The sequence below is a fragment of the Paenibacillus suaedae genome (assembly GCF_032337355.1).
Taxonomy (GTDB): Bacteria; Bacillota; Bacilli; order Paenibacillales; family Paenibacillaceae; genus Paenibacillus_B; species Paenibacillus_B suaedae.
Map to the genome: position 1 here is coordinate 336,793 of NZ_JAVYAA010000001.1, position 19,882 is coordinate 356,674.

Sequence of the window (19,882 nt, forward strand, 5' to 3'; positions counted from 1 at the left end):
CTGCGCTCCTGTTGGTTATATATTAATTTTTCAACAGTGGAGTCCATAATTTATACAGGTCAGCAAATCCAAATGAATCATATTGAACATGCTGCAGCATCGGATGAATGGGGCGCACGTGCTGCGGATGATGCATGAAACCAATGCAGGCTTCATCAACTACGTATTGGACGATGCGATCAATTCGACTTTCTCTCTCCTCCGCATTTTCATGCTGGAACAAAACGAATTGGGAATCAATCCATTCGAGCTGTTCATCGCTCAAATAACGACGGAAAGCCAATGCATCGCTGCGGAAAGCAGCAAGCACTGACAGATGCGGATCAAGTGATGATACCTCACCGGACAGGATGATATCCATGTGCGGATCGTTAGTCGAATCATGGACATCGTTGAAGGAGTAGGGATGAAGTTCGATATGGATCCCGATACAGAGCGCCCTTTGTTTAATCCATGTCGCTTCCTCCCATGCCTCTGGGATATCCAGCATATATAGCCGCAGCTTTTCGCCGCTATAGGAGCTGATGGCTAGCCATCTTATTGCTTCTGTTAGACTTTTCCTGATCGGAGTGCTCCTCCACGGAAAAAAATGAGAGGCAGGGATAAGCCCAGTTCTGCCAAGCTCTCTCCACATGGTTTCCATGTCCAGCAATTCGTTCAACGCTTTCCGCAGCATGCGATTCTGCATGGTAGAAGAGTGCTTTGTATTATACATAGCAAACCGATATCCAAGTTCCGTGGGACGATCATATGCCGCATTGAAAGGAACTGTTCCAGTGCTAGGAATGTCATATTGGATAAGATGTGCCCGTTCCGGGGGCATTTGCCAACAATGAATTTCATCCATATAAGCGCGCTCGCGAAAATACGAATCAAATGCATGCAGTACAACTCGATTCTGCTGGCAGGATACAATCCGATATGGCCCTGTGCCGATAAAGAAGCTGTCCGTATTCTCACCATCTTCGGGGAGGATGATCATCGGTGTTGATGCTAGATAGCGCCCAAACAAAGGATTCGAGCGATGTAGTATAATCCGAGCCACGAGTGGCGAAGGACAATCTATAGATGCGATATCTCGGGCTAGCCAGCGATTGGGACAGGCTGAATGCATGAGCCTCTCCATGCTGAACTTGACGTCCCGACTTGTCAAAGCGCGATGGTGATGGAACCATACCTGCTTGCGCAAATATATCGTCCATGTTAGCCCCTGTTCATCGACCTCCCACCCAATAGCTAAATGAGGCACAAGCTCATTCTGATCGGCATCATAACGGAGCAGTGTATCCCCGATCAACGAGGCAAGCATTGAATCATAGGTGATCGATACGAACGCAGGATCAAGATTCGTTACCGGATAGGTCGTAATGGCATGTAACACATCCTTACCTACTGTTGTAGACTGCAGCCCAAACTGCTCTTGAATAGGCTTTTGCAAATCACCGATCCACTGCCTTGGAAAAGGAAGCTGAAGCACTTGAAGCAGCTGCTCCATGTCCTGCTGCTGAAGACAGAGCTGAATGAAATCAAGCAGATCCTCATAAAAATCCGTAACGAAGCAAATCTCGGATTGATTTCCTCTGCCGCATCCGGGAATGTAAGTACAATCATACTCAGATACCAGCTTATGTAGCTTTCGTTTAGCATTTTTCCGGCTGCAATGCCATACATTCTCCAGTTCTTGCAGCCGCAGCATTGCGGTATGCTCATGTTCACGCTCGTAGAGATAGGCGCGCAATGATAAATAATCCAGTTGAAGCAATTGACTCACCTCACTAAAAGGGGACATGTAAGCAAGGATTATACCCTTTTTTCCTCTTTTTGCAAGGCTGATAATAGGGATAAAGCAGTTATTATTAGTTTTCTAAACAAGAGAGAAGCAGGGAGGCATTCCTATGTTCACAACAGAAAGAATCCGATTGCGCAAAATGACGGAGCAGGATGCACAGGTGTATCATAGCTGGAGAAACGATGCAAGGGTGATGGAGACAACGAATCCGCATATGGATGTATATGCTCCTGAGGATACTGATGCTTTTGTTCGCACTGTTATACTTGGATCTTCGAGTTCGAAATCGTATATCATTGGTGACGCAGACACGGATACGCCCATCGGAATCATGTCGCTCATTTCAATCGATTACAAAAATCGCAATGCGGAGCTGATAATAGATATCGGCGAACCGGATTATTGGGGGAAAGGGTACGGTCAGGAAGCAATGCAGATTTTGCTGCACTATGCCTTCAATGAGTTGAATTTGCATCGATTGTCCTTGCGGGTGTTCGATTTTAACGAAAGAGCGATTAGGCTGTACTCGAAAATGGGTTTTAAGCAAGAGGGGGTTATGAAAGAGGCATTATTCCGCGATGGAGCTTGGCACGATATTATCCATATGGGACTGCTGCAATCGGAGTACATGAAGCAAAGTCTACTTCTAAAATAATGAAAATAAAAGATATACTAGGTGAAAGTGATAACTTTCACTTTTAACATTACAAATATATGCTACTCTTATCTATGTACGGTACATCTTCCGCGTGCGCAGCGGACAACCAGTATATACAGACGAGGGGTATAACAACATGAAGAGCATTCGTAAGGCTGGAACTTGGCTGCTCATTTTATGTCTTATTGTAATGGTAGCAGCTTGTGGCAATGGAAGTGGCAAGGAATCGCAAGGAGCCGCACAGCAGGAACAAGGCAAGACCATTACATCTGTCGGGGAAGGTGATGGCAAGCACGGTGCGATCAAGGTAGAGGTTACATTCGACAATAATGAAATTACGGATATTAAGGTACTCGAACAGAAGGAGAACGAAGTTCTGGCCGAGCCTGTATATAAACAGCTGAAAGAAAATATGATCAGCACCAATACGGCTGAAGTAGATGCAATCAGCGGCTCCAGCATGACGAGCCATGGCTTCATTGATGCAGTCCAAGATGCTGTATCTAAAGCAGGAATTACGCTCATCGCGAAGAAGGCCGATTCCTCCAATAAATCCGAGGAGCCTGCGGAACAAACCTATGACATCGTTGTGGTTGGTGCAGGCGGAGCGGGATTCAGTGCGGCAATTGAAGCGAAGAAGGCAGGGGCTACTGTCGTTCTGTTGGAGAAGATGCCAACCGTTGGCGGCAACACATTGATTTCCGGCGGGGAAATGAACGCAGCGAACACATGGGTTCAACAGAAACTTGGCATTAAAGATGATGTCGAATTGTTTATTAAGGATACGCTGAAGGGCGGCGACAACGTCGGTGATCCAGAGATGGTGCGCACGATGGCTGAGAATGCGACCCAAGCAGCAGAATGGCTGAAGGATGAGATCAAGGTTGAATTTTTGCCGGATCATCTCTTCCAGTTCGGTGGACACTCCGTGAAGCGCGCGCTTATTCCACAGGGACATACAGGGGCAGAGCTGATTACGAAGCTGAAGAAGCATTTGGATGGGGCTGGCATTCCGCTGAAGACAGATACGAAAGTGGAAAAGCTGCTCACAGACAGCTCTGGCAAAGTAATCGGCGTAGAAGCAACAGGCGCTAAAGGAAGCAAGCTGACATTCCATGCGAACAAGGGCGTTATCATTGCATCCGGCGGCTTTGGCTCCAATGTAGAAATGCGTAAGAAATATAATCCGGAGTATGACGAGAAATACATGACAACAGATGCTCCTGGCTCTACAGGTGACGGTATCGTGATGGCTCAGGATGTAGGGGCAGCATTAACGAACATGGAGAGCATTCAAACGTATCCGGTCTGCGATCCAGTAACAGGTGTTATTTCGCTCGTAGCGGACAGCCGCTTCGATGGCGCAATCCTTGTGAACCAAAGCGGTAAGCGGTTTGTTGAAGAGCTTGAACGCCGCGACGTAATTTCCAAGGCAATTTTGGCGCAGGAGGGAAAATACGCTTACCAACTGTGGAACGAAGATATTGCGAATATTAGTAAGACGCACGAGGTGCACAAGGACGAATACGATGCGCTCGTGAAGGAAGGCATGCTGTATAAAGCGGACACGCTTGAAGACGCTGCAAAGTTCTTCAACATCGATCCGGCTGCATTGAAGGCAACAATTGAGCGGGTCAACGGCTTCGCAAAAGCAGGAGACGATAAGGACTTCCATCATCGTGCTGGCCTAAAGGACATGAGCAAGGGCCCTTATTATATTGAAAAAGCAGTTCCATCCGTTCACCATACGATGGGTGGCGTGGTGATCAACAAGACGACTCAAGTATTGAATGAGAAGGGACAACCGATCCCAGGCTTGTTCGCAGCAGGTGAAGTAACAGGTGTCATCCACGGCAAGAACCGTCTCGGCGGCAACGCGGTTGCGGACGCCATTACATTCGGCCGTATTGCAGGACAACAGTCTGTGAAATAAAAGTTAGGCAGATGTGATTATAGTGAACCCTGATTAACAAGCTAATCATAGTAAATGGAAGTAGGCCGCAGCTTAGCTGCGGTCTTTTCTTGTAGAGAATATTTTCCCAATCACCTATAATGGGAGGATGGCATCATGTATAACCATATTTTTCTTACAAAGGAGACATCGACATAATGGGATCCGCATCACTCTTTGCAAGACCGCATCTAGCAGAATGCGTGCCTGACCTCGTAGCAACGGCAAGAGGAGATAAGAAAGCGACGCTTGTCATTCAGCATGCCAAGCTGGTCAATGTGACTTCTGGAGAAATATTGGACGATATGTCCATCGGTGTACAAGGTTCAAGGATTGCATTTGTAGGCAAGGATGCAAGTCATCTTATCGGAGACACGACGAAAGTTATTGATGCACAGGGCCGTTATGTAGCGCCCGGACTGCTTGACGGGCATTGCCATATTGAGAGCAGCCAGATTACGCCAACGCAATTTGCAAGAGCTGTATTGCCAAAAGGGACAACAGGCGGCTTTTTCGACGCGCATGAGATTACGAACGTTCTCGGACTTCCGGGATTGAAGCTTATGCTTGATGAAGCGAGAACGACTCCACTCGCCGCTTACATGCAGGTCGCTTCCTGCGTGCCTTCTACCGGCCCAGAGCTGGAGACGGCAGGCGCTTCGATTGGACCGGCCGAGGTAGCGGAAGCCTTTACGTGGGGCCCGGACATGATTGCCCTTGGCGAAGTCATGAACTTCCCGGGCGTCGTATTCGGCGATGACAAAATGATTGGGGAAATTCAAGCTGCCTTGCGCGCAGGCAGAGTAGCTGATGGACACTATACATGGCCTGTTCAAGACTGGCGATTGCCAGCATATGCCGCCAGCGGGATTACCGGTTGCCATGAAAGCGTGAATGCGGAGGATGTCATCGCACGCGTGCGGCTAGGCATGTATGCGAAAATGAGACGCGGTTCCGCATGGCATGACGTTGCGGAGTCAATCAAGGCCCATACTGAGCACAATATCGACACGCGCCGCATGATACTCGTCACCGACGATCGGAGTCCAGAGTCGCTAGTAGATGAAGGACATATGGATTTCGTTGTACGCCATGCGATTGCGCAGGGAGTGCGTCCTGTGACGGCATTCCAGATGGCAACCATTAATACGGCAGAACGATTTGGCGTGGCGCGGGATGTAGGTTCGATTACGCCGGGTTCGTTCGCGGACATGATTATGCTGGACGGTCATATTTCCGACGTGAATGTAATCATGACGATTACTGCCGGACAAGTAGTCGCCGAGCATGGTCAAATGGTCGTCGAACTTCCAGAGTTCCATTATCCCGAATCAGCGATTCGCTCCGTACACTTGGCTCGTCCGGTAAAGGCAGAAGACTTCGTGATTGAAGCACCGATTACGGGCGGTGTTGCAACCGCTCGTTCGATTCAAGTGAGGGAGAATCATGTGGACACGAAGGAATTGCTTGTGTCTGTGCAGGTTGAAGACGGAATCGCATCATTACGAGATCAAGCGGATTTATGTAAATTAGCCGTGATCGAGCGCCACCGTGGTACGGGCAAGCAGGCAGTAGGCTTCGTATCCGGTGTAGGGTTCCAGGAACCGGCTGCGTTGGCTTCGACGGTGGCACATGATTGTCATAACGTCATGGTCATCGGCAACTCCGATGAGCTTATGGCGAAAGCGGCGAATGTGGTTGCCGATATGCAGGGCGGTATCGCGCTCGTTACCGAGACGGAAATCGTAACTTTGCCGTTGCCCGTTGCTGGCCTTATGTCGAATGCGCCGTTCGAGCAAGTGGCGGAACAGTCGAAGGCAGTTAGCGAAGCCTTGAACAAGGCAGGCTGCACGATGAATTATGCGTTCATGACCTTATCGCTGCTTGCCCTCGTTGTCGTTCCCGAACTCCGCCTGTCGGACATCGGTCTCATCAAAACGACGGAACAAGGTTTTGTTCAGGTGCCATTGTTCGTGGAGCAATAAAATTAGTATTCATCTTTATATACAGTCATTTCAGTCAGGCGTCTTTCCAAGCGGAAAGCGCCTTTTTTATATAATCTTTTCTTATGAATTAGCGAATTAGAAAGGTGGAAACTGCATGCAGAGGCACTTGCAGCTGCTCCTACTATCCTCCAATTATTCTTGCATACGTTACAGGCGTGGGCATGAGGAGGATAAAGAAACGGAATGTCTTACGCTAACAACCAATGCTGTAACGGTGGGGATCGTAGAAGGATAATCGACATGATGAAGCGAAGAGGATAGAGATACGTTTAATAGCTTACTAGTTGAGGTGCATCGTCATGACGAAACTATCCATCGGCCGCATGGCCGAGCTGAATCATACCTCTGTACAAACGCTTCGCTATTACGACAAACTCGGTCTCTTGAAGCCTGAGTTTATTGAAGAAAGCTCAGGTTATCGGTATTATGCAATCAAGCAGTGCGCAAGATTGGACATGATCAACTATATGAAGTATCTGGGAATGTCCTTGTACAGCATCAAGGCTTGGCTCGATCATGAAGAGGTCGAATCGATTCCTGCAATGCTGCGGAAGCAGGCGGCGCTCATTGAGCAGAAGATGAATGAACTAGAGCAGATGAGGAAAGCAGTTAACGTAAGCATCAACAATTATGAAACGTATATACAAACGCCAAAAGATGGGCATATTGTGCTGGAGCACATTTCTGCACGCAAAATCTTTTGCTATGACAGCGGCATCAATATATATGAGAACACGTTGGAGTCCTATGAGTATATATTGCGGGAGCTGCGAACACAGGCAATTGTGAATCACCTGCCGATGGCATACTTCTGCAATGTCGGTTCAATGATACGCAAGGACAGGTTGAAGCGAGGCGAGTTCGTATCCACGGAAATATTTCTATTTGTCGATGATGACTTTGCTATGCAAGAGGGGGTTGAATGGATTCCCGAGCACGACTATTTGTGCATCTATTGCAGCAGTTTCTTCGATGAGCAGGAGTGCGCTAATAAGCTGCTCGCCTACGTTCGCGAGCTTGATTACGACATCATAGGCGATTACATTTGCGAAGTCGTAGTTGAACTGCCGGTATTTCATCATGAGGAGCGCAACATGTTCATGAAATTGCAGATTCCCGTACAAAAGGGATTGACTCTATAGTTGCTATAGAGTTTATGATGAGGACATAGGAGCTCCAAGTATTTCAGATACATTAGATTGTGAAATTAATAACAATCCATTAAGGAGGCTGTCCACATGCGAGAAAAAATCAGAGTGATTCAATATGGCTGCGGGAAAATGGGAATTTACTTTTTGAGATATTTGTATGAAAAAGGGGCTGAAATCGTTGGTGCAGTCGATCTTAATCCGAACGTCGTCGGCAAGGACGTTGGCGAAGTAGCGGGACTCGGCGTGAAGCTGAACGTGCCAATTCGCTCGGATGCAGAGGAAGTATTCAAGGAGTGTGACGCGCAGGTGTGCATTATTGCGACGACGAGCTTGCTAAGCGATACGTATGCTGCATTCGAACTTGCTGCGCGTTATGGGGTGAACGCCATCAGTACATGCGAAGAGGCCTTCTATCCATGGACGACTTCTCCGGCGCTGACGAACCGGTTGGATCGGCTGGCGAAGGACAACAACTGCACGTTGACGGGATCCGGGTATCAGGATGTATTCTGGGGCAGCTTGATCACGACATTGGCAGGGGCAACGCATCAGATTGCGAGAATCGAAGGCATGTCCAGCTACAACGTGGAAGAGTACGGCATTGCACTGGCAGAGGTTCATGGTGCGGGATTGACGCTTGCGGAATTTGAAGAGAAGATTGCAAGCAACAATGACTTGCCTTCCTTCATGCGCAATGCCAATGAGTGGCTGTGCTCGCAGTTCGGCTGGACGATCAAGTCGATGGATCAGCAGTTGATTCCGATGACGCATGACAAAGATCTGTACTCGACGACGCTCGGCAGAACGATTCCGGCCGGCGACGCGACGGGTATGTCCGCGGTTGTCACTACGGTAACCCATCAAGGATCGGTCATCGTGACAGAATGCATCGGCAAGGTATATGCGGAGGACGAAGTGGATCATAATGACTGGATCATCAAGGGTGAACCGAAGACAGAGGTTAAGATCGCGTGCCCGGCTACCGTAGAGCTTACCTGTGCAACGGTGGTCAATCGCATTCCGGATCTGCTGCAGTCACCAGCGGGCTTTTACACGACGGAGAAAATGCCTCCGGCACAATATCGCACCTATCCGCTCCATTATTATGTGAAATAATATAGATCGTGAACAAGGCAATGGCTGAAAAGCTGTTGCCTTTTTTTGTAACTATTCCCTGTATAATTTTTGGAAATTTTACAATTGTGCGATGAAAGTCATTGCATTCCGACAAGATGCAAGCTAGAATAAAATATAATACCAAAATGATTGTTTTATTTCGAAATAAAATTTCTTGGCGAGTAGGGATAGACATATGTCGATACATGATAATATTTTAATCAAAATCCGTGATATGAAGGATAGTCTTACGCCAGTAGAACGCATCGTTGCTGAGTATGTACTTGCCAACCTAGAGGAGATACCGCACTTGTCGATCAAGAACTTGGCGCAGCTGACGAAAACCAGTGATGCATCCGTGCTTCGCTTCTGCAAGACGATGGGCTATTCAGGCTACCGCAGCTTTATCGTCAGCATCTCCGCATCAATCGGATCGATGGATGACGAGCAGAAGGATCAGTATACAGACATTCAACCAGGGGATGATTTAGATACGATCATCTCTAATATTTCGCGCAACAATAGTAAATCCATCGAGGATACGCTCTGTGTCATTGACCGGAAAGAAATCGGCCGTGCCGTGCAGGTGCTGCGCGAGAGCAATCGGGTTGTGTTCTTCGGTATTGGTGCATCAGGGCTCGTTGCGATTGATGGGGAGCAGAAGTTCTCGCGCATCAACAAAATGTGCCATGCGTATACGGACGGGCATAGTCAGTTAACGGCGGCTACACTGCTCGATAAGGGCGATGTGGCGATCTTTGTCTCGAATTCAGGCGACACGATTGATATTCTGGATTCGTTGGAAATCGCCAAGAAAAATGGCGCCTGTATTATTGCGATAACGAAGTATACAAAAAGCGAGCTGGCGGATAATGCCGATATCGTGCTGAGCATATCCACGCCTGAGGTTACGATTCGCAGCGGTGCGATGGGTTCTCGTATCGCTATGCTAACGGTTATCGATATTCTTTTTGCAGGTGTCGCGAGTGCGGAATATAAGAATGTGAAGAAGTATTTGACGAAAACACATAATATTTTGGCCAGCAAGCATCGTTGATACGAAGGACAGATCAACATGGCAGACATCGGCAGGGCACGTGCGCCGATGTCTTTTTTTGTTGAAAAACAAAAATAAAACACCAATAATTTATTTTATAATAAAATTTTATTTCAAAAACTGTTGACCATGATAACATTTAGGTCTAAGATGGATATATAAGCAAGTTATACAAAACAGGATAGGAGGATGGCTATGGATGAGTATCTGGCGGGTCTAACGACAGAAGAAATCAATCCAGAGACATTAGTGATAGACGAGTGCACAACCGATCAGATGCTGCGCCTCATGAATGAGCAAGATTCGAAAGTTCCGCAAGCGGTTGCAGCAGAGATTCCGCAAATTGCAAAAGCGGTCGACACCCTGCACAATGCGCTTAAAAATGGCGGTAGAATGTTCTATGTCGGGGCTGGATCTTCCGGCAGACTCGGCGTCCTCGACGCTTCAGAATGTCCACCCACTTTCGGAACTGACCCTTCGCTAGTGCAAGGACATATCGCTGGGGGAGACACTGCACTGAGATGGGCCGTTGAAGGCTGCGAGGATGATGCAGAGGAGGGGATGGCATTAATCGAGAGATGCGGCGTGACGGACAAGGATGCGGTTGTTGGCATTACAGCGAGCGGAAGCGCACAATTCGTAATCGGTGCCTTGAGAAAGGCGCGGGAAATTGGAGCGGCAACGATCGGCGTAGTGAATAACAAGCAATCCAAAATAGAGAGCGTCTGCGATGTATGCATCTCACCTGTTGTAGGACCGGAAGTCATTATGGGATCGACAAGATTGAAAGCGGGTACAGCCCAGAAGTTGGTACTGAATATGCTGACAACTTGCACGATGGTTAAACTTGGGAAGACCTATAATAACTTGATGGTTGACTTGAAAGCGAGTAATATCAAGTTGCGCGACCGTTCAGTTCGGATTATCCAAGCGGTTACAGGCGTTGATGCGAAGACTGCGACTAGCTATTTAGAAAGCGCTTCCATGAACTGCAAGCTAGCCATCATGATGATCAAGACAGGACTTGACGCAGCTGAAGCGGAACGGGCATTAGAGCAAAGTGAAGGTAGTTTGAAAAAAGCAATTGGCACGTTTACAAAAGCGGTATAGAAATCATTCGATATCCTTGAGGGGGGCTTTATCAATGAGAAAAAAAATGCGTGTATTGGCGTCCATCTGTGCTTTTACCTTGGCAATTTCCTTGCTGTCGGCTTGCGGAAGTTCCAATGATGCAAAATCCGGAGAACAGGCGAACGGAGGCAAAGGTGGAAAAGATACAATTACAGCTTTGTTGCCACCAGTATCCGGTAAGTTCCAAGATAATTTCAAGCAAATGGAGAAGGAATTTAGCGAGTTGTACCCTGACCTGACGCTGAAGATTGAGCCAGCAAGCTGGGAAGATGTGACGCAGAAGCTTGATACACAAGTTAACGCGGGCAGCCCGCCAGATATTGCATTCATCGGTTCCACAGGTATTCCAAAATACATTCAACAAGGTATGTTGATGGATATCTCGGATACAGCTACACCAGAGATGATTGCTGACTATGACAAAATTCCACTTGAATACATGAAGAACGGCAACGGACTTTACGGCTTCCCGGCATACATGGAAGTACATGCGTTGGGCGGTAACAGAGAGTTCTTGGAGAAGGCAGGAATCGACTGGAAGAAAGTTCAGCAAGAAGGCTGGACATTTGACGAATTCCGCGAAGCTGTGAAGAAGGGCGTCGTGAAGGAAGGCGACAAAACTTCCCGTTATGGATTCGTATTTGCAACAGCAGGTGTAGCTTCCAAGGATTACTTGGGTATTCTGGTCAAGAATGCTGGTATGCCTGATCCATTCGATAAGGATTTGAAATATGCGTACACAAGCAAAAACTTCTTGGAAGTACTGAAGGATATTCGCACACTTATTGATGATGGCTCCATGCCGAAAGAACTCAGCTCTGTTGACGCTGGTAAGCGTTGGAACATGTTCTTGACAGGGCAAACGATGATTACAGGTAAAGGCCTTGCAACTTTCGAAAATAACGCGAACGAAAACAACGAAAAAATCGCGAAAAAAGATGGCAGCGAAGTGAAAGGCAGCATCCCGGTTCAATATACGGTTCTTCCAGTTCCAACCTTCTTGGGGCAAGAACAGAAATCTACTGTTGCAGTAGATGGTTATGTAACGTTCCGTGGTAAAAATGAACCAACGCCTGAGCATAAAGCGAACGTAGTAAAAGCTGCGTACTTCCTTGCAAGCGGTAAAGTTGCAGCAACGACGAACAATGATCTCTTTGCAGCACATATCACGGCATCAGCTAAGAAAGAAGCTGAAAAAATGCCAATTCAAAGAGACGAGTTCAATGAAAAGGCTGTACAAACATTGCTCAGCCATGCAGCGCCTGCACGTCCAGACATCCCATCAGATCTGGGTGCAAAAGCAATCAAAATGGAAACAGAAGTCATTGTCCCTAAACTTCAAGCTTTGATTGCCAATGAAATTACGCCGGAGAAAATGTTCGATGCTGTGAAAGAGGCAGCGATCTCGACATTCGGTGAAGACGGCATTGTGAAGGACTAAGAAGAAGTCAGCTTCGGATAGCCGTATGATTCGACGTACGGCTATCCGGAAATGTTTATGACATTGCGTATTGAAAGGGGTTTCACATTATGGCCCAATTAGCTAAGCCGTTGAAGAAACGGAAAATTAGAGGAGATTCTGGTTGGGGATATGCGTTTATCGCGGTTGCATTAGTGGTATTTGCAATCTTTACCGCATATCCGGTCGTAAGTGCCTTTATAATCAGTTTTCAGGATTATAAACCGCTAGGATCTACATGGGTAGGATTCGATAACTATATTTCTTCCTTTAAAGATCCGCTCTTTTGGAAGTCAATTAAGAATACGGTTGTGTATACGGTACTCACGGTTCCTGTTGCATTGATGATCTCGTTTGCGGTTGCTATTCTCATCTTGCCGCTCAGCAAGAAGCTGCAGACGACGTTCAAGGCCGTATACTATTTGCCAGCTGTTGCATCAGGTGTTGCGATGTCCGTTGTGTGGCTGTGGATCTTCGATCCAATGGAATCCGGGATTATGAACCAGCTGTTAGGCCTGTTCGGCATCAGCAATCTGAACTGGCTCGGCTCAAGCGCGACTTCAATGTTCTCCTTGGTTCTGATGTCCTGGCTGGCAAGCCATGGTACAAGCATCATTATTTATTTGGCAGCATTGCTCGGTATTGATGATAGTTATTATGAGGCAGCAGAATTGGATGGCGCTTCTTTCCTGAAGAAGCTGTGGTACATTGTCATTCCTTGCTTAAAGCCAACAACGTTGTTCTTGTTGGTAACCGGTGTTATCGGCTCTTTCCAAGTATTCCAAAACGCTTATCTGATGACAGGCGGCGGCCCAGACAACTCGACAACAATGGTCGGATTGCTCATCTTTGACAACGCATTCAAATACTTTGAATTCGGTAAAGCTGCAGCGCAATCTCTCGTGTTGGCTGGAATTATCGCTATTATATCGTTCGCTCAGTTCAAATTTATGGGTAAAGACGTGGAGTACTAAGGAAAGGGGAGAAGCCAACGATGTCACTTTACAATCCGCATAATGGAAATCCGGCGGCTAAACATACGAGAAACGCTGCCATCATATTCATACTTTTACTATTTGCTTTGGCAACGATCTTCCCTATTTATTTTATGCTTATTTCTTCCTTTGGGGATCCCGTCGAAGCTGGGGCGATGAGCTATTCGCTCTTCCCAACCAAAATATCTTTTGAATCGTATAAGTTCTTCTTTGATTACAGTGAATACTCACTGCGTTGGTTATTGAACTCATTATTTGTGGCGGCTGTTGTTACGGTATCAAACGTGTTCTTTGCAAGTATGGCTGGCTATGCCTTCTCCAAAATTAAGTTCAAAGGCAGAACAGCATTGTTTACATTGCTTCTCGTTGCGATGATGATTCCGTATCAGGTAACACAAGTGCCGTTGTACATCTTAATCGTTAACATTTTCCAAATTCAAAATACGTACAGCGCTTTGATTTTACCTGGTCTCGTTACTGTATATAATATCTTCCTTTCGAAGCAGTTCATGAGCAGTATTCCGAATGAGGTACTGGAATGTGCAAAGATTGAAGGCTGCAACCAGTTCCAAGTGTATTTCAAGATCATTTTGCCTTTGTCTAAAACAGTACTCGCGGTAATGGCGATCCTGACGTTTATGGATAGCTGGAATACGTTCTTCTGGCCATTCTTGGTTACCAATACAATGGATATGCAGACGATTCAGGTAGGCCTCAAAAACTTCAGATTTGCCAACACGACTTACTTTGCGCCGATGATGGCAGGGGCTACAATCTCAGCGTTGCCTATGTTTATTCTCTTCTTCAGCTTGCAGAAGTACTTCTTGCAAGGTGTAACTGTAGGTGCGGTGAAAGGCTAATAGTCCTGCAATCTAATCCTGAACCTTCATCGCTGCGATGAAGGTTTAATGTTTAATTGGAGGTCCTGCGATGCTTATCACATGGGACAACAAATATCGAGAAGACGTTATCGCATTATGGAATGAAGAGGCAGTTCGCGATGGATATAAAGAGCTTACCGTAGAGAGCTTCCATGACATATTTCAATCTAACCCATACTTCGATTCGGAGAACACATTCGTTCTACTTGATGATGAAGGCGGTGTGCAGGGCTTCGCTTGCGGCTGTACAGGAAATGATCTGCCGCTAGGTCACGATGCTGGCTATATTACGTGCATTATCTTGTCTCGGAATTACCGTACAGACGAGTACTATACACAAATGCTGGATGCAGTTGAGGGGCGTTTCCGTGAGCTTGGGAAGAAGCAGGCAGATATCCTGTTCTTCAATCCAATGATGCTCCCTTGGTATATTCCGAATACACCGCAGCATGAGCATAACAATGCGCCTGGAGTGCCTGTCGGAAGTGAACTCTATCATTACCTGCTGCAGGAGGGCTACCTCGAGCGGGCGGTTCAACAAGCGATGTATCTGCCATTGGCTAGCTTCGAAGTTCCGGAGCAGATCACGAGCAAAGAATTAGCAGCGGCAGCAGATGGCTACGCGGTGGAATTGGTCGACCTTAATCGTCATCGTGGGATCGAGTCGATGCTAGAGGAACTACACAACCCATTTTGGACCAGGGAGATTAAGCAAGCAGCTGCTAACGGTGTTCCCGTAGTGATTGCAGCCTATCAAGGAGAAGCAGTTGGCTTCGCAGGGCCGGTCATTCGCCAGCAGAGTGGTAGGGGATATTTTGCAGGCATTGGCGTAAGCCCGCGACATGAGGGACATGGACTTGGAACCATTTTGTTTTTCAAGCTTTGCGAAGCATTTCGCAGCATGGGAACGGAATATATGTCGTTGTTCACAGGCAGTACCAACCCTGCGCTTCGCATTTACGAGAAGGCAGGTTTCCAGACAGTCAAATCATTTTCAATCATGAGGAAGGAGTTGTAGGTATGAGCGAGCAGCGTCGAACGATTCTAGCAATTGGTGGACATGTGGGGGATATGGAGCTGACGGCAGGCGGTGTATTGGCAAGCCACGCACTCAAGGGCGACCGTATTGTCACTTTGGCTTTGACAGCAGGAGAACGTGGGGTTCCAGCCGGACAAGATATGGCGGAATATCGCGAGCAGAAGGTGAACGAAGCGAAGGCATTCGCGGAAATGCTCGGCGGTGAAGCGATCGTATTCGAAACTCCAGACGGTGAACTGAAGGATAATGAAGAAATGCGCTTGAGAGTTTGCGATGTCATTCGTCAGGTGCGTCCGAACATCATTATTACGCATTTCAAAAACAGCATGCACAAGGATCATATGACGACCCATCGCATTGTCAATGATGCACGCTTCTTCGCAGGGCTGGCATCGTTCGAGCGGGAGCTCCCTGCATTCTTCGCTTCTACTCTCTATTATGCGGAAAATTGGGAGGATGCAGTCGACTATAAGCCTTACGTGTACGTGGACTTCTCGCAAGAAGCTTACGATCTGTGGGTGAAGGCAGTGTCCTTGCATTGGTTCGTAACGGGCAGCAAGTCATTCCCATATCTCGAATACTACAAGCACCTGGCTCGGGTCCGCGGTATTGAGGCACGGAAGCAATATGCGGAAACATTCATGGTTCCGGCAGAGACGATGTGTGTTCGAAAATCAGAATTGTAAAATTGGCAAGTGAACGTGCACTTAGAGGGAGGCACCTATGATCCGCAACGGTATTGATTGTATTGGAGAATATACAGAGCTATTCAAAGGCAAGCGAATTGGTCTCATTACATCGCCGACTGGATTGAACAATCAATTCGAATCGACGATTCAAATTATGCATGACAACTTCAATCTTGTAGCGATGTTCTCGCCGGAGCATGGCGTTCGTGGCGACTTAGCTGCAGGGGCACAGGTTGAGACTTACACCGATCCATTTACAGGCGTTCCGGTATACAGCTTGTATCGCAAGGATTCCAAGCGACTCAGTCAAGAAATGCTGGATGAAGTGGACATGGTTGTATACGACATCCAGGATGTAGGTGCACGCTATTATACGTTTATTTATACAATGCTGTACGCGCTGGAAGATTGCGCGAAGGCAGGCAAGGAATTCGTTGTTCTGGATCGGATTAATCCACTTGATGGCACGACGGTTGAAGGGAATATCTTAAAACCAGGCTATCAATCCTTCGTCGGCAACTATCCATTAGCGGTACGGTATGGTTTGACCGCAGGAGAGGTCGCTCTTATGGCGAACGAACAAATGGGTTGGAACTGCAAGCTTCATGTCGTTCGTTGTGACGGTTGGGAGCGGTCGATGCAGTTCACGGATACGGGGCGTCCTTGGGTTATGCCGTCTCTGGGATTACCACGTTATGATTCAGCACTGTTGTACCCGGGGACTTGTGTATTCGAGGGAACGAATATATCAGAAGGCAGAGGAACGACAGCACCATTCGAAATGATCGGTGCACCGTTCATTGAGGCAGAGAAGCTGGCAGACGAGATGAATCGTCAGAAGCTGCCGGGCATTATATTCCGTCCAGTATACTTCAAGCCATCCTTCTCGAAGTTCGAAGGAGAGCAATGCGGCGGGGTGCAGATCCATATGCTCGACAATCGCGCGGTGCAGCCGTTTGAAGCGGGAGTTAAGCTTATGTTCACTATTAAGCGCAATTATGAGCAGTTCACCTTCTTGCCGCCAGTGAAGGAGAATTCCAGACCGTTCATCGATTTGCTCTGCGGAGACAAGTTGTATCGTGAGGAATCTCTTGATGTAGAAGCGATGCTGGAGCAATTCCGTGAAGAGAGCAGAGAATTCAGTGCCATGAAGCAGCAGTATCATTTGTATAAATAGAGAACTGCCTTTACAAGGAAGATGAAGGATGTGAGCTTACGTTGACATACGTAGCGGGCTTAGACGGCGGCGGTACGAAGACGGCAGTAAATATAGCGGACGAACATGGAGCAGCCGTGCATACCTTCACATCTGGAGCCATTAATATCAATGGTCAGGATGAAGCGAGTGTGCGCGCAAGCTTGCAAGAAATAGTTGAGACGATCGCCAGCGTATGCGGCGGGCTGGGCAACTGTGCGCAGGTGTGCATTGGTGCAGCCGGAGTCAGCAACCCGACAGTCGTAACACGGCTGGAAGCCATTGTTCGCGATTGCGGATATGAAGGTGGGCTAATCATTACCGGTGATCAAGAGACAGCCTTGTACGGCGCCCATGATCGTGAATATGGCATTATTCTTATTGCAGGTACGGGATCCATTTGCTATGGGAGAAATGAAGTAGGCCAGTCCCATCGCGCAGGCGGCTACGGCCATCTCATCGATGATGAGGGCAGTGGTTATAGCATTGGGCGTGACTTGTTGTCCATCGTTGTACGGGCACATGATGGACGCATGCCGGCAACACCAATTACAGATATGGTTATGGAACAGCTGGGGATTGAGTCTATGCAGCAATTGATTCGATTCGTATACGACAAGCAGACGAATAAGAAGGATATTGCAGCTCTTGCTCCGATATTATCGCGGGCATGTGAGCTTGGCGATTCTGCGGCTCTGGAGATTGCTCACAAGGCGGCAAGTTCTCTCTGTGAACTTGTTATCCCGGTTGTAGAGAAGCTGTCTCTGCAGTCAGGAACGGTTGCTATGGCAGGAAGCGTGCTGCTGAAGAACAGCAATGTGCGGGGTGCCTTCATAGCCATGCTCAAAGAACACTATCCCAATATGGACTGCATTACACCGAAGAAAGATGCTGCGCATGGCGCAGTCATCATGGCATTAGCTAAGCTTGCAGCCTGCTCCTAGGTGGGCGAGCTTATTAGAAAAAGTACACTAGCATTCGTTACTAGATCGCGGTGACACGTATCTCTTTCTCCTGAGGAGAGGGTATGAATAACCGCGATTTTTGTATGTTGAAGAAAATTATGAAATGAATACTCAGTTGTTCTAAAAGATCCATTGATTATGTAGTGAGAGAATCATCGTTCGCTATCAATGGGTTATTCTGGATAATGTTTGCTGTGAGTAGTGGGTGCGCATCAACAATAGGTAGTAGAGAAGCTTGTCAGCGCGTCTGGAGGCAAGATGCTAGACGACGCCACATTGATTCAATAGAGGAGTGCCAACTCAATGGTTCATACGACAAAGGATGCTCAGTACGTATTGGAAGGCTTGCATACTCTCGTCAAAAAGCAATTGGAAATGTGGAACGTCCCAGGCTTAGCACTCGCCATTGTGAAGGATGGAGAGATCATTATGGCAGAAGGATTCGGTTATCGGGATGTGGAACGCAAGCTACCTGTTACACCAAATACGATGTTTGCCATTGGCTCTTGTTCGAAAGCATTTACTGCAATGGTAGCCGCTCAGCTTGTAGATGATGAGAAGCTTGAATGGGATACACCTGTGCGCACGTATCTCCCTGACTTTGATATGTACGATTCGATGGCATCGGAGCGAATTACGATGCGAGACATGTTGTGTCATCGTACCGGTTTGCCGCGGCATGATAATATGTGGTACGGCTCTTTCTTGACTCGCGAGGAGATAATCAAGCGAATCAAATACCTCGAGCCTAATGTCGATTTCAGGTCAACCTGGCAGTATAACAATATTATGTATACGGCTGCTGGATATATAGCAGGGCATGTAGCGGAGTGTACTTGGGAACAGCTTGTTAAAGAGCGAATATTCGATCCGCTGGAAATGAAGGAGAGCGGCTTTTCCGTGAATGAGTTGAAGTTGCATGATAATGCGGGAGTTCCCTACATCGAACAGGAGGGGCAGTTTCGAGAAGTTGAGTATCGCAATTTCGATGCGATTGGACCTGCTGGTTCTATTAATAGTACAGTCATGGACATGAGTAATTGGTTGATTGCTAATCTTGAAAATGGGGCTTTCAAAGGGAAGCGTATTATTTCAGAGAAGAATCTTGTGACCTTACATTCTCCACAAATGTCTTGCCCACCAATGTTGTTCGGAAAGAAGGAGTTTCCATTAAGCTGTTATGGATTGGGTTGGGGATTCGAATCATATCGTGGATACCGCATGCTTCAGCATGGGGGTGGCATCGACGGATTTACTTCGTACATCTCTTTCCTACCCGATGAAAGGATCGGCATTGTTCTGCTGACGAACAGACAAGGTACCATGCTTCCTACATCTTTAGCATTGACTGTCTATGATAGGCTTTTGAATCTTGATCCTATTGAATGGTGCGAACAACTCCGTGAGGATATTCAGAAATGGGAAGCACTACGAAAACAAATGGCAGCCGAAAGCGCTGCATCAAGAGGAGAGGCCGTGTTGGTTTCTTCAACCACACTCCAGAGGTATGAAGGAAGCTACGAGCATCCTGGTTATGGAACCGTTAAGGTTCAAGTTGTGGAGAATGAACTTCAGGCTGTTTTTCATGTCGGTTGTTTTCGAATGAGTCAGACTGGGGAGCATGTATTCACGATACATTCAGAAATATTAGGGGTAACAGCGAATATAAAATTTGCTGCCGACGAGGAAGGGAATATAATTCTGCTAAATGCTCCGCTTAATACAGAACCCGGTGCAAAAGATATTACATTCAGACGAACAAAAAACTCATCGATTACATAAAGGAAGGAGCATCCCAGT

16 protein-coding genes are annotated in these 19,882 nt (G+C 47.2%); 15 read left to right on the top strand and 1 reads right to left on the bottom strand.

Annotated features, from left to right (window positions below; translation table 11 throughout):
* Positions 1–22: 22 nt before the first annotated feature.
* Entirely contained in the window at positions 23–1,762 is a 1,740-nt protein-coding gene (locus tag RQP50_RS01485) for an ABC transporter substrate-binding protein (protein ID WP_315742692.1), read from the bottom strand.
* 133 nt (positions 1,763–1,895) lie between these two features.
* On the opposite strand from RQP50_RS01485, the gene RQP50_RS01490 reads away from it, so the two are divergent.
* From RQP50_RS01490 to RQP50_RS01560, 15 genes are all read left to right on the top strand, one after another.
* On the top strand, positions 1,896–2,444 hold the full coding sequence (locus tag RQP50_RS01490) for a GNAT family N-acetyltransferase (protein ID WP_315742694.1): 549 nt from the start codon (positions 1,896–1,898) through the stop codon (positions 2,442–2,444).
* A gap of 139 nt (positions 2,445–2,583) precedes the next feature.
* Entirely contained in the window at positions 2,584–4,380 is a 1,797-nt protein-coding gene (locus RQP50_RS01495) for a flavocytochrome c (protein ID WP_315742696.1), read from the top strand.
* 176 nt (positions 4,381–4,556) lie between these two features.
* The gene (locus RQP50_RS01500) at positions 4,557–6,383 is read left to right on the top strand and encodes an adenine deaminase (protein WP_315742697.1); all 1,827 of its coding nucleotides are present in this window, start codon (positions 4,557–4,559) and stop codon (positions 6,381–6,383) included.
* 320 nt (positions 6,384–6,703) lie between these two features.
* Positions 6,704–7,546, top strand: coding sequence for a MerR family transcriptional regulator (locus tag RQP50_RS01505; protein WP_315742699.1), 843 nt, complete (start codon positions 6,704–6,706; stop codon positions 7,544–7,546).
* 96 nt (positions 7,547–7,642) lie between these two features.
* Positions 7,643–8,671, top strand: coding sequence for an NAD(P)H-dependent amine dehydrogenase family protein (locus tag RQP50_RS01510; protein ID WP_315742701.1), 1,029 nt, complete (start codon positions 7,643–7,645; stop codon positions 8,669–8,671).
* Between the two features lie 196 nt (positions 8,672–8,867).
* Positions 8,868–9,728 (top strand): MurR/RpiR family transcriptional regulator, encoded by an 861-nt coding sequence (locus RQP50_RS01515; protein ID WP_021254307.1) that lies wholly within the window; start codon positions 8,868–8,870, stop codon positions 9,726–9,728.
* 195 nt (positions 9,729–9,923) lie between these two features.
* Positions 9,924–10,838: an N-acetylmuramic acid 6-phosphate etherase gene (gene murQ, locus RQP50_RS01520; protein WP_072727389.1), complete on the top strand. Its 915-nt coding sequence runs from the start codon at positions 9,924–9,926 to the stop codon at positions 10,836–10,838.
* Positions 10,839–10,872: 34 nt separating this feature from the next.
* On the top strand, positions 10,873–12,300 hold the full coding sequence (locus RQP50_RS01525) for an ABC transporter substrate-binding protein (protein WP_021254305.1): 1,428 nt from the start codon (positions 10,873–10,875) through the stop codon (positions 12,298–12,300).
* 89 nt (positions 12,301–12,389) lie between these two features.
* On the top strand, positions 12,390–13,292 hold the full coding sequence (locus tag RQP50_RS01530) for a carbohydrate ABC transporter permease (RefSeq protein WP_072727388.1): 903 nt from the start codon (positions 12,390–12,392) through the stop codon (positions 13,290–13,292).
* Positions 13,293–13,312: 20 nt separating this feature from the next.
* On the top strand, positions 13,313–14,173 hold the full coding sequence (locus RQP50_RS01535; protein WP_174809722.1) for a carbohydrate ABC transporter permease: 861 nt from the start codon (positions 13,313–13,315) through the stop codon (positions 14,171–14,173).
* Between the two features lie 70 nt (positions 14,174–14,243).
* Positions 14,244–15,212 carry a GNAT family N-acetyltransferase gene (locus RQP50_RS01540; RefSeq protein ID WP_072727387.1) on the top strand — a complete coding sequence of 323 codons (969 nt, stop codon included), beginning with the start codon at positions 14,244–14,246 and terminating at the stop codon, positions 15,210–15,212.
* 2 nt (positions 15,213–15,214) lie between these two features.
* Positions 15,215–15,919 (top strand): PIG-L deacetylase family protein, encoded by a 705-nt coding sequence (locus RQP50_RS01545; RefSeq protein ID WP_315742711.1) that lies wholly within the window; start codon positions 15,215–15,217, stop codon positions 15,917–15,919.
* Positions 15,920–15,956: 37 nt separating this feature from the next.
* Entirely contained in the window at positions 15,957–17,099 is a 1,143-nt protein-coding gene (locus RQP50_RS01550) for an exo-beta-N-acetylmuramidase NamZ family protein (RefSeq protein ID WP_315742713.1), read from the top strand.
* A 41-nt stretch (positions 17,100–17,140) separates the two neighbouring features.
* Positions 17,141–18,061, top strand: a complete 921-nt coding sequence (locus RQP50_RS01555; RefSeq protein ID WP_315742714.1) for an N-acetylglucosamine kinase — start codon at positions 17,141–17,143, stop codon at positions 18,059–18,061.
* Positions 18,062–18,385: 324 nt separating this feature from the next.
* Entirely contained in the window at positions 18,386–19,864 is a 1,479-nt protein-coding gene (locus tag RQP50_RS01560) for a serine hydrolase (RefSeq protein WP_315742715.1), read from the top strand.
* Positions 19,865–19,882 lie beyond the last annotated feature (18 nt).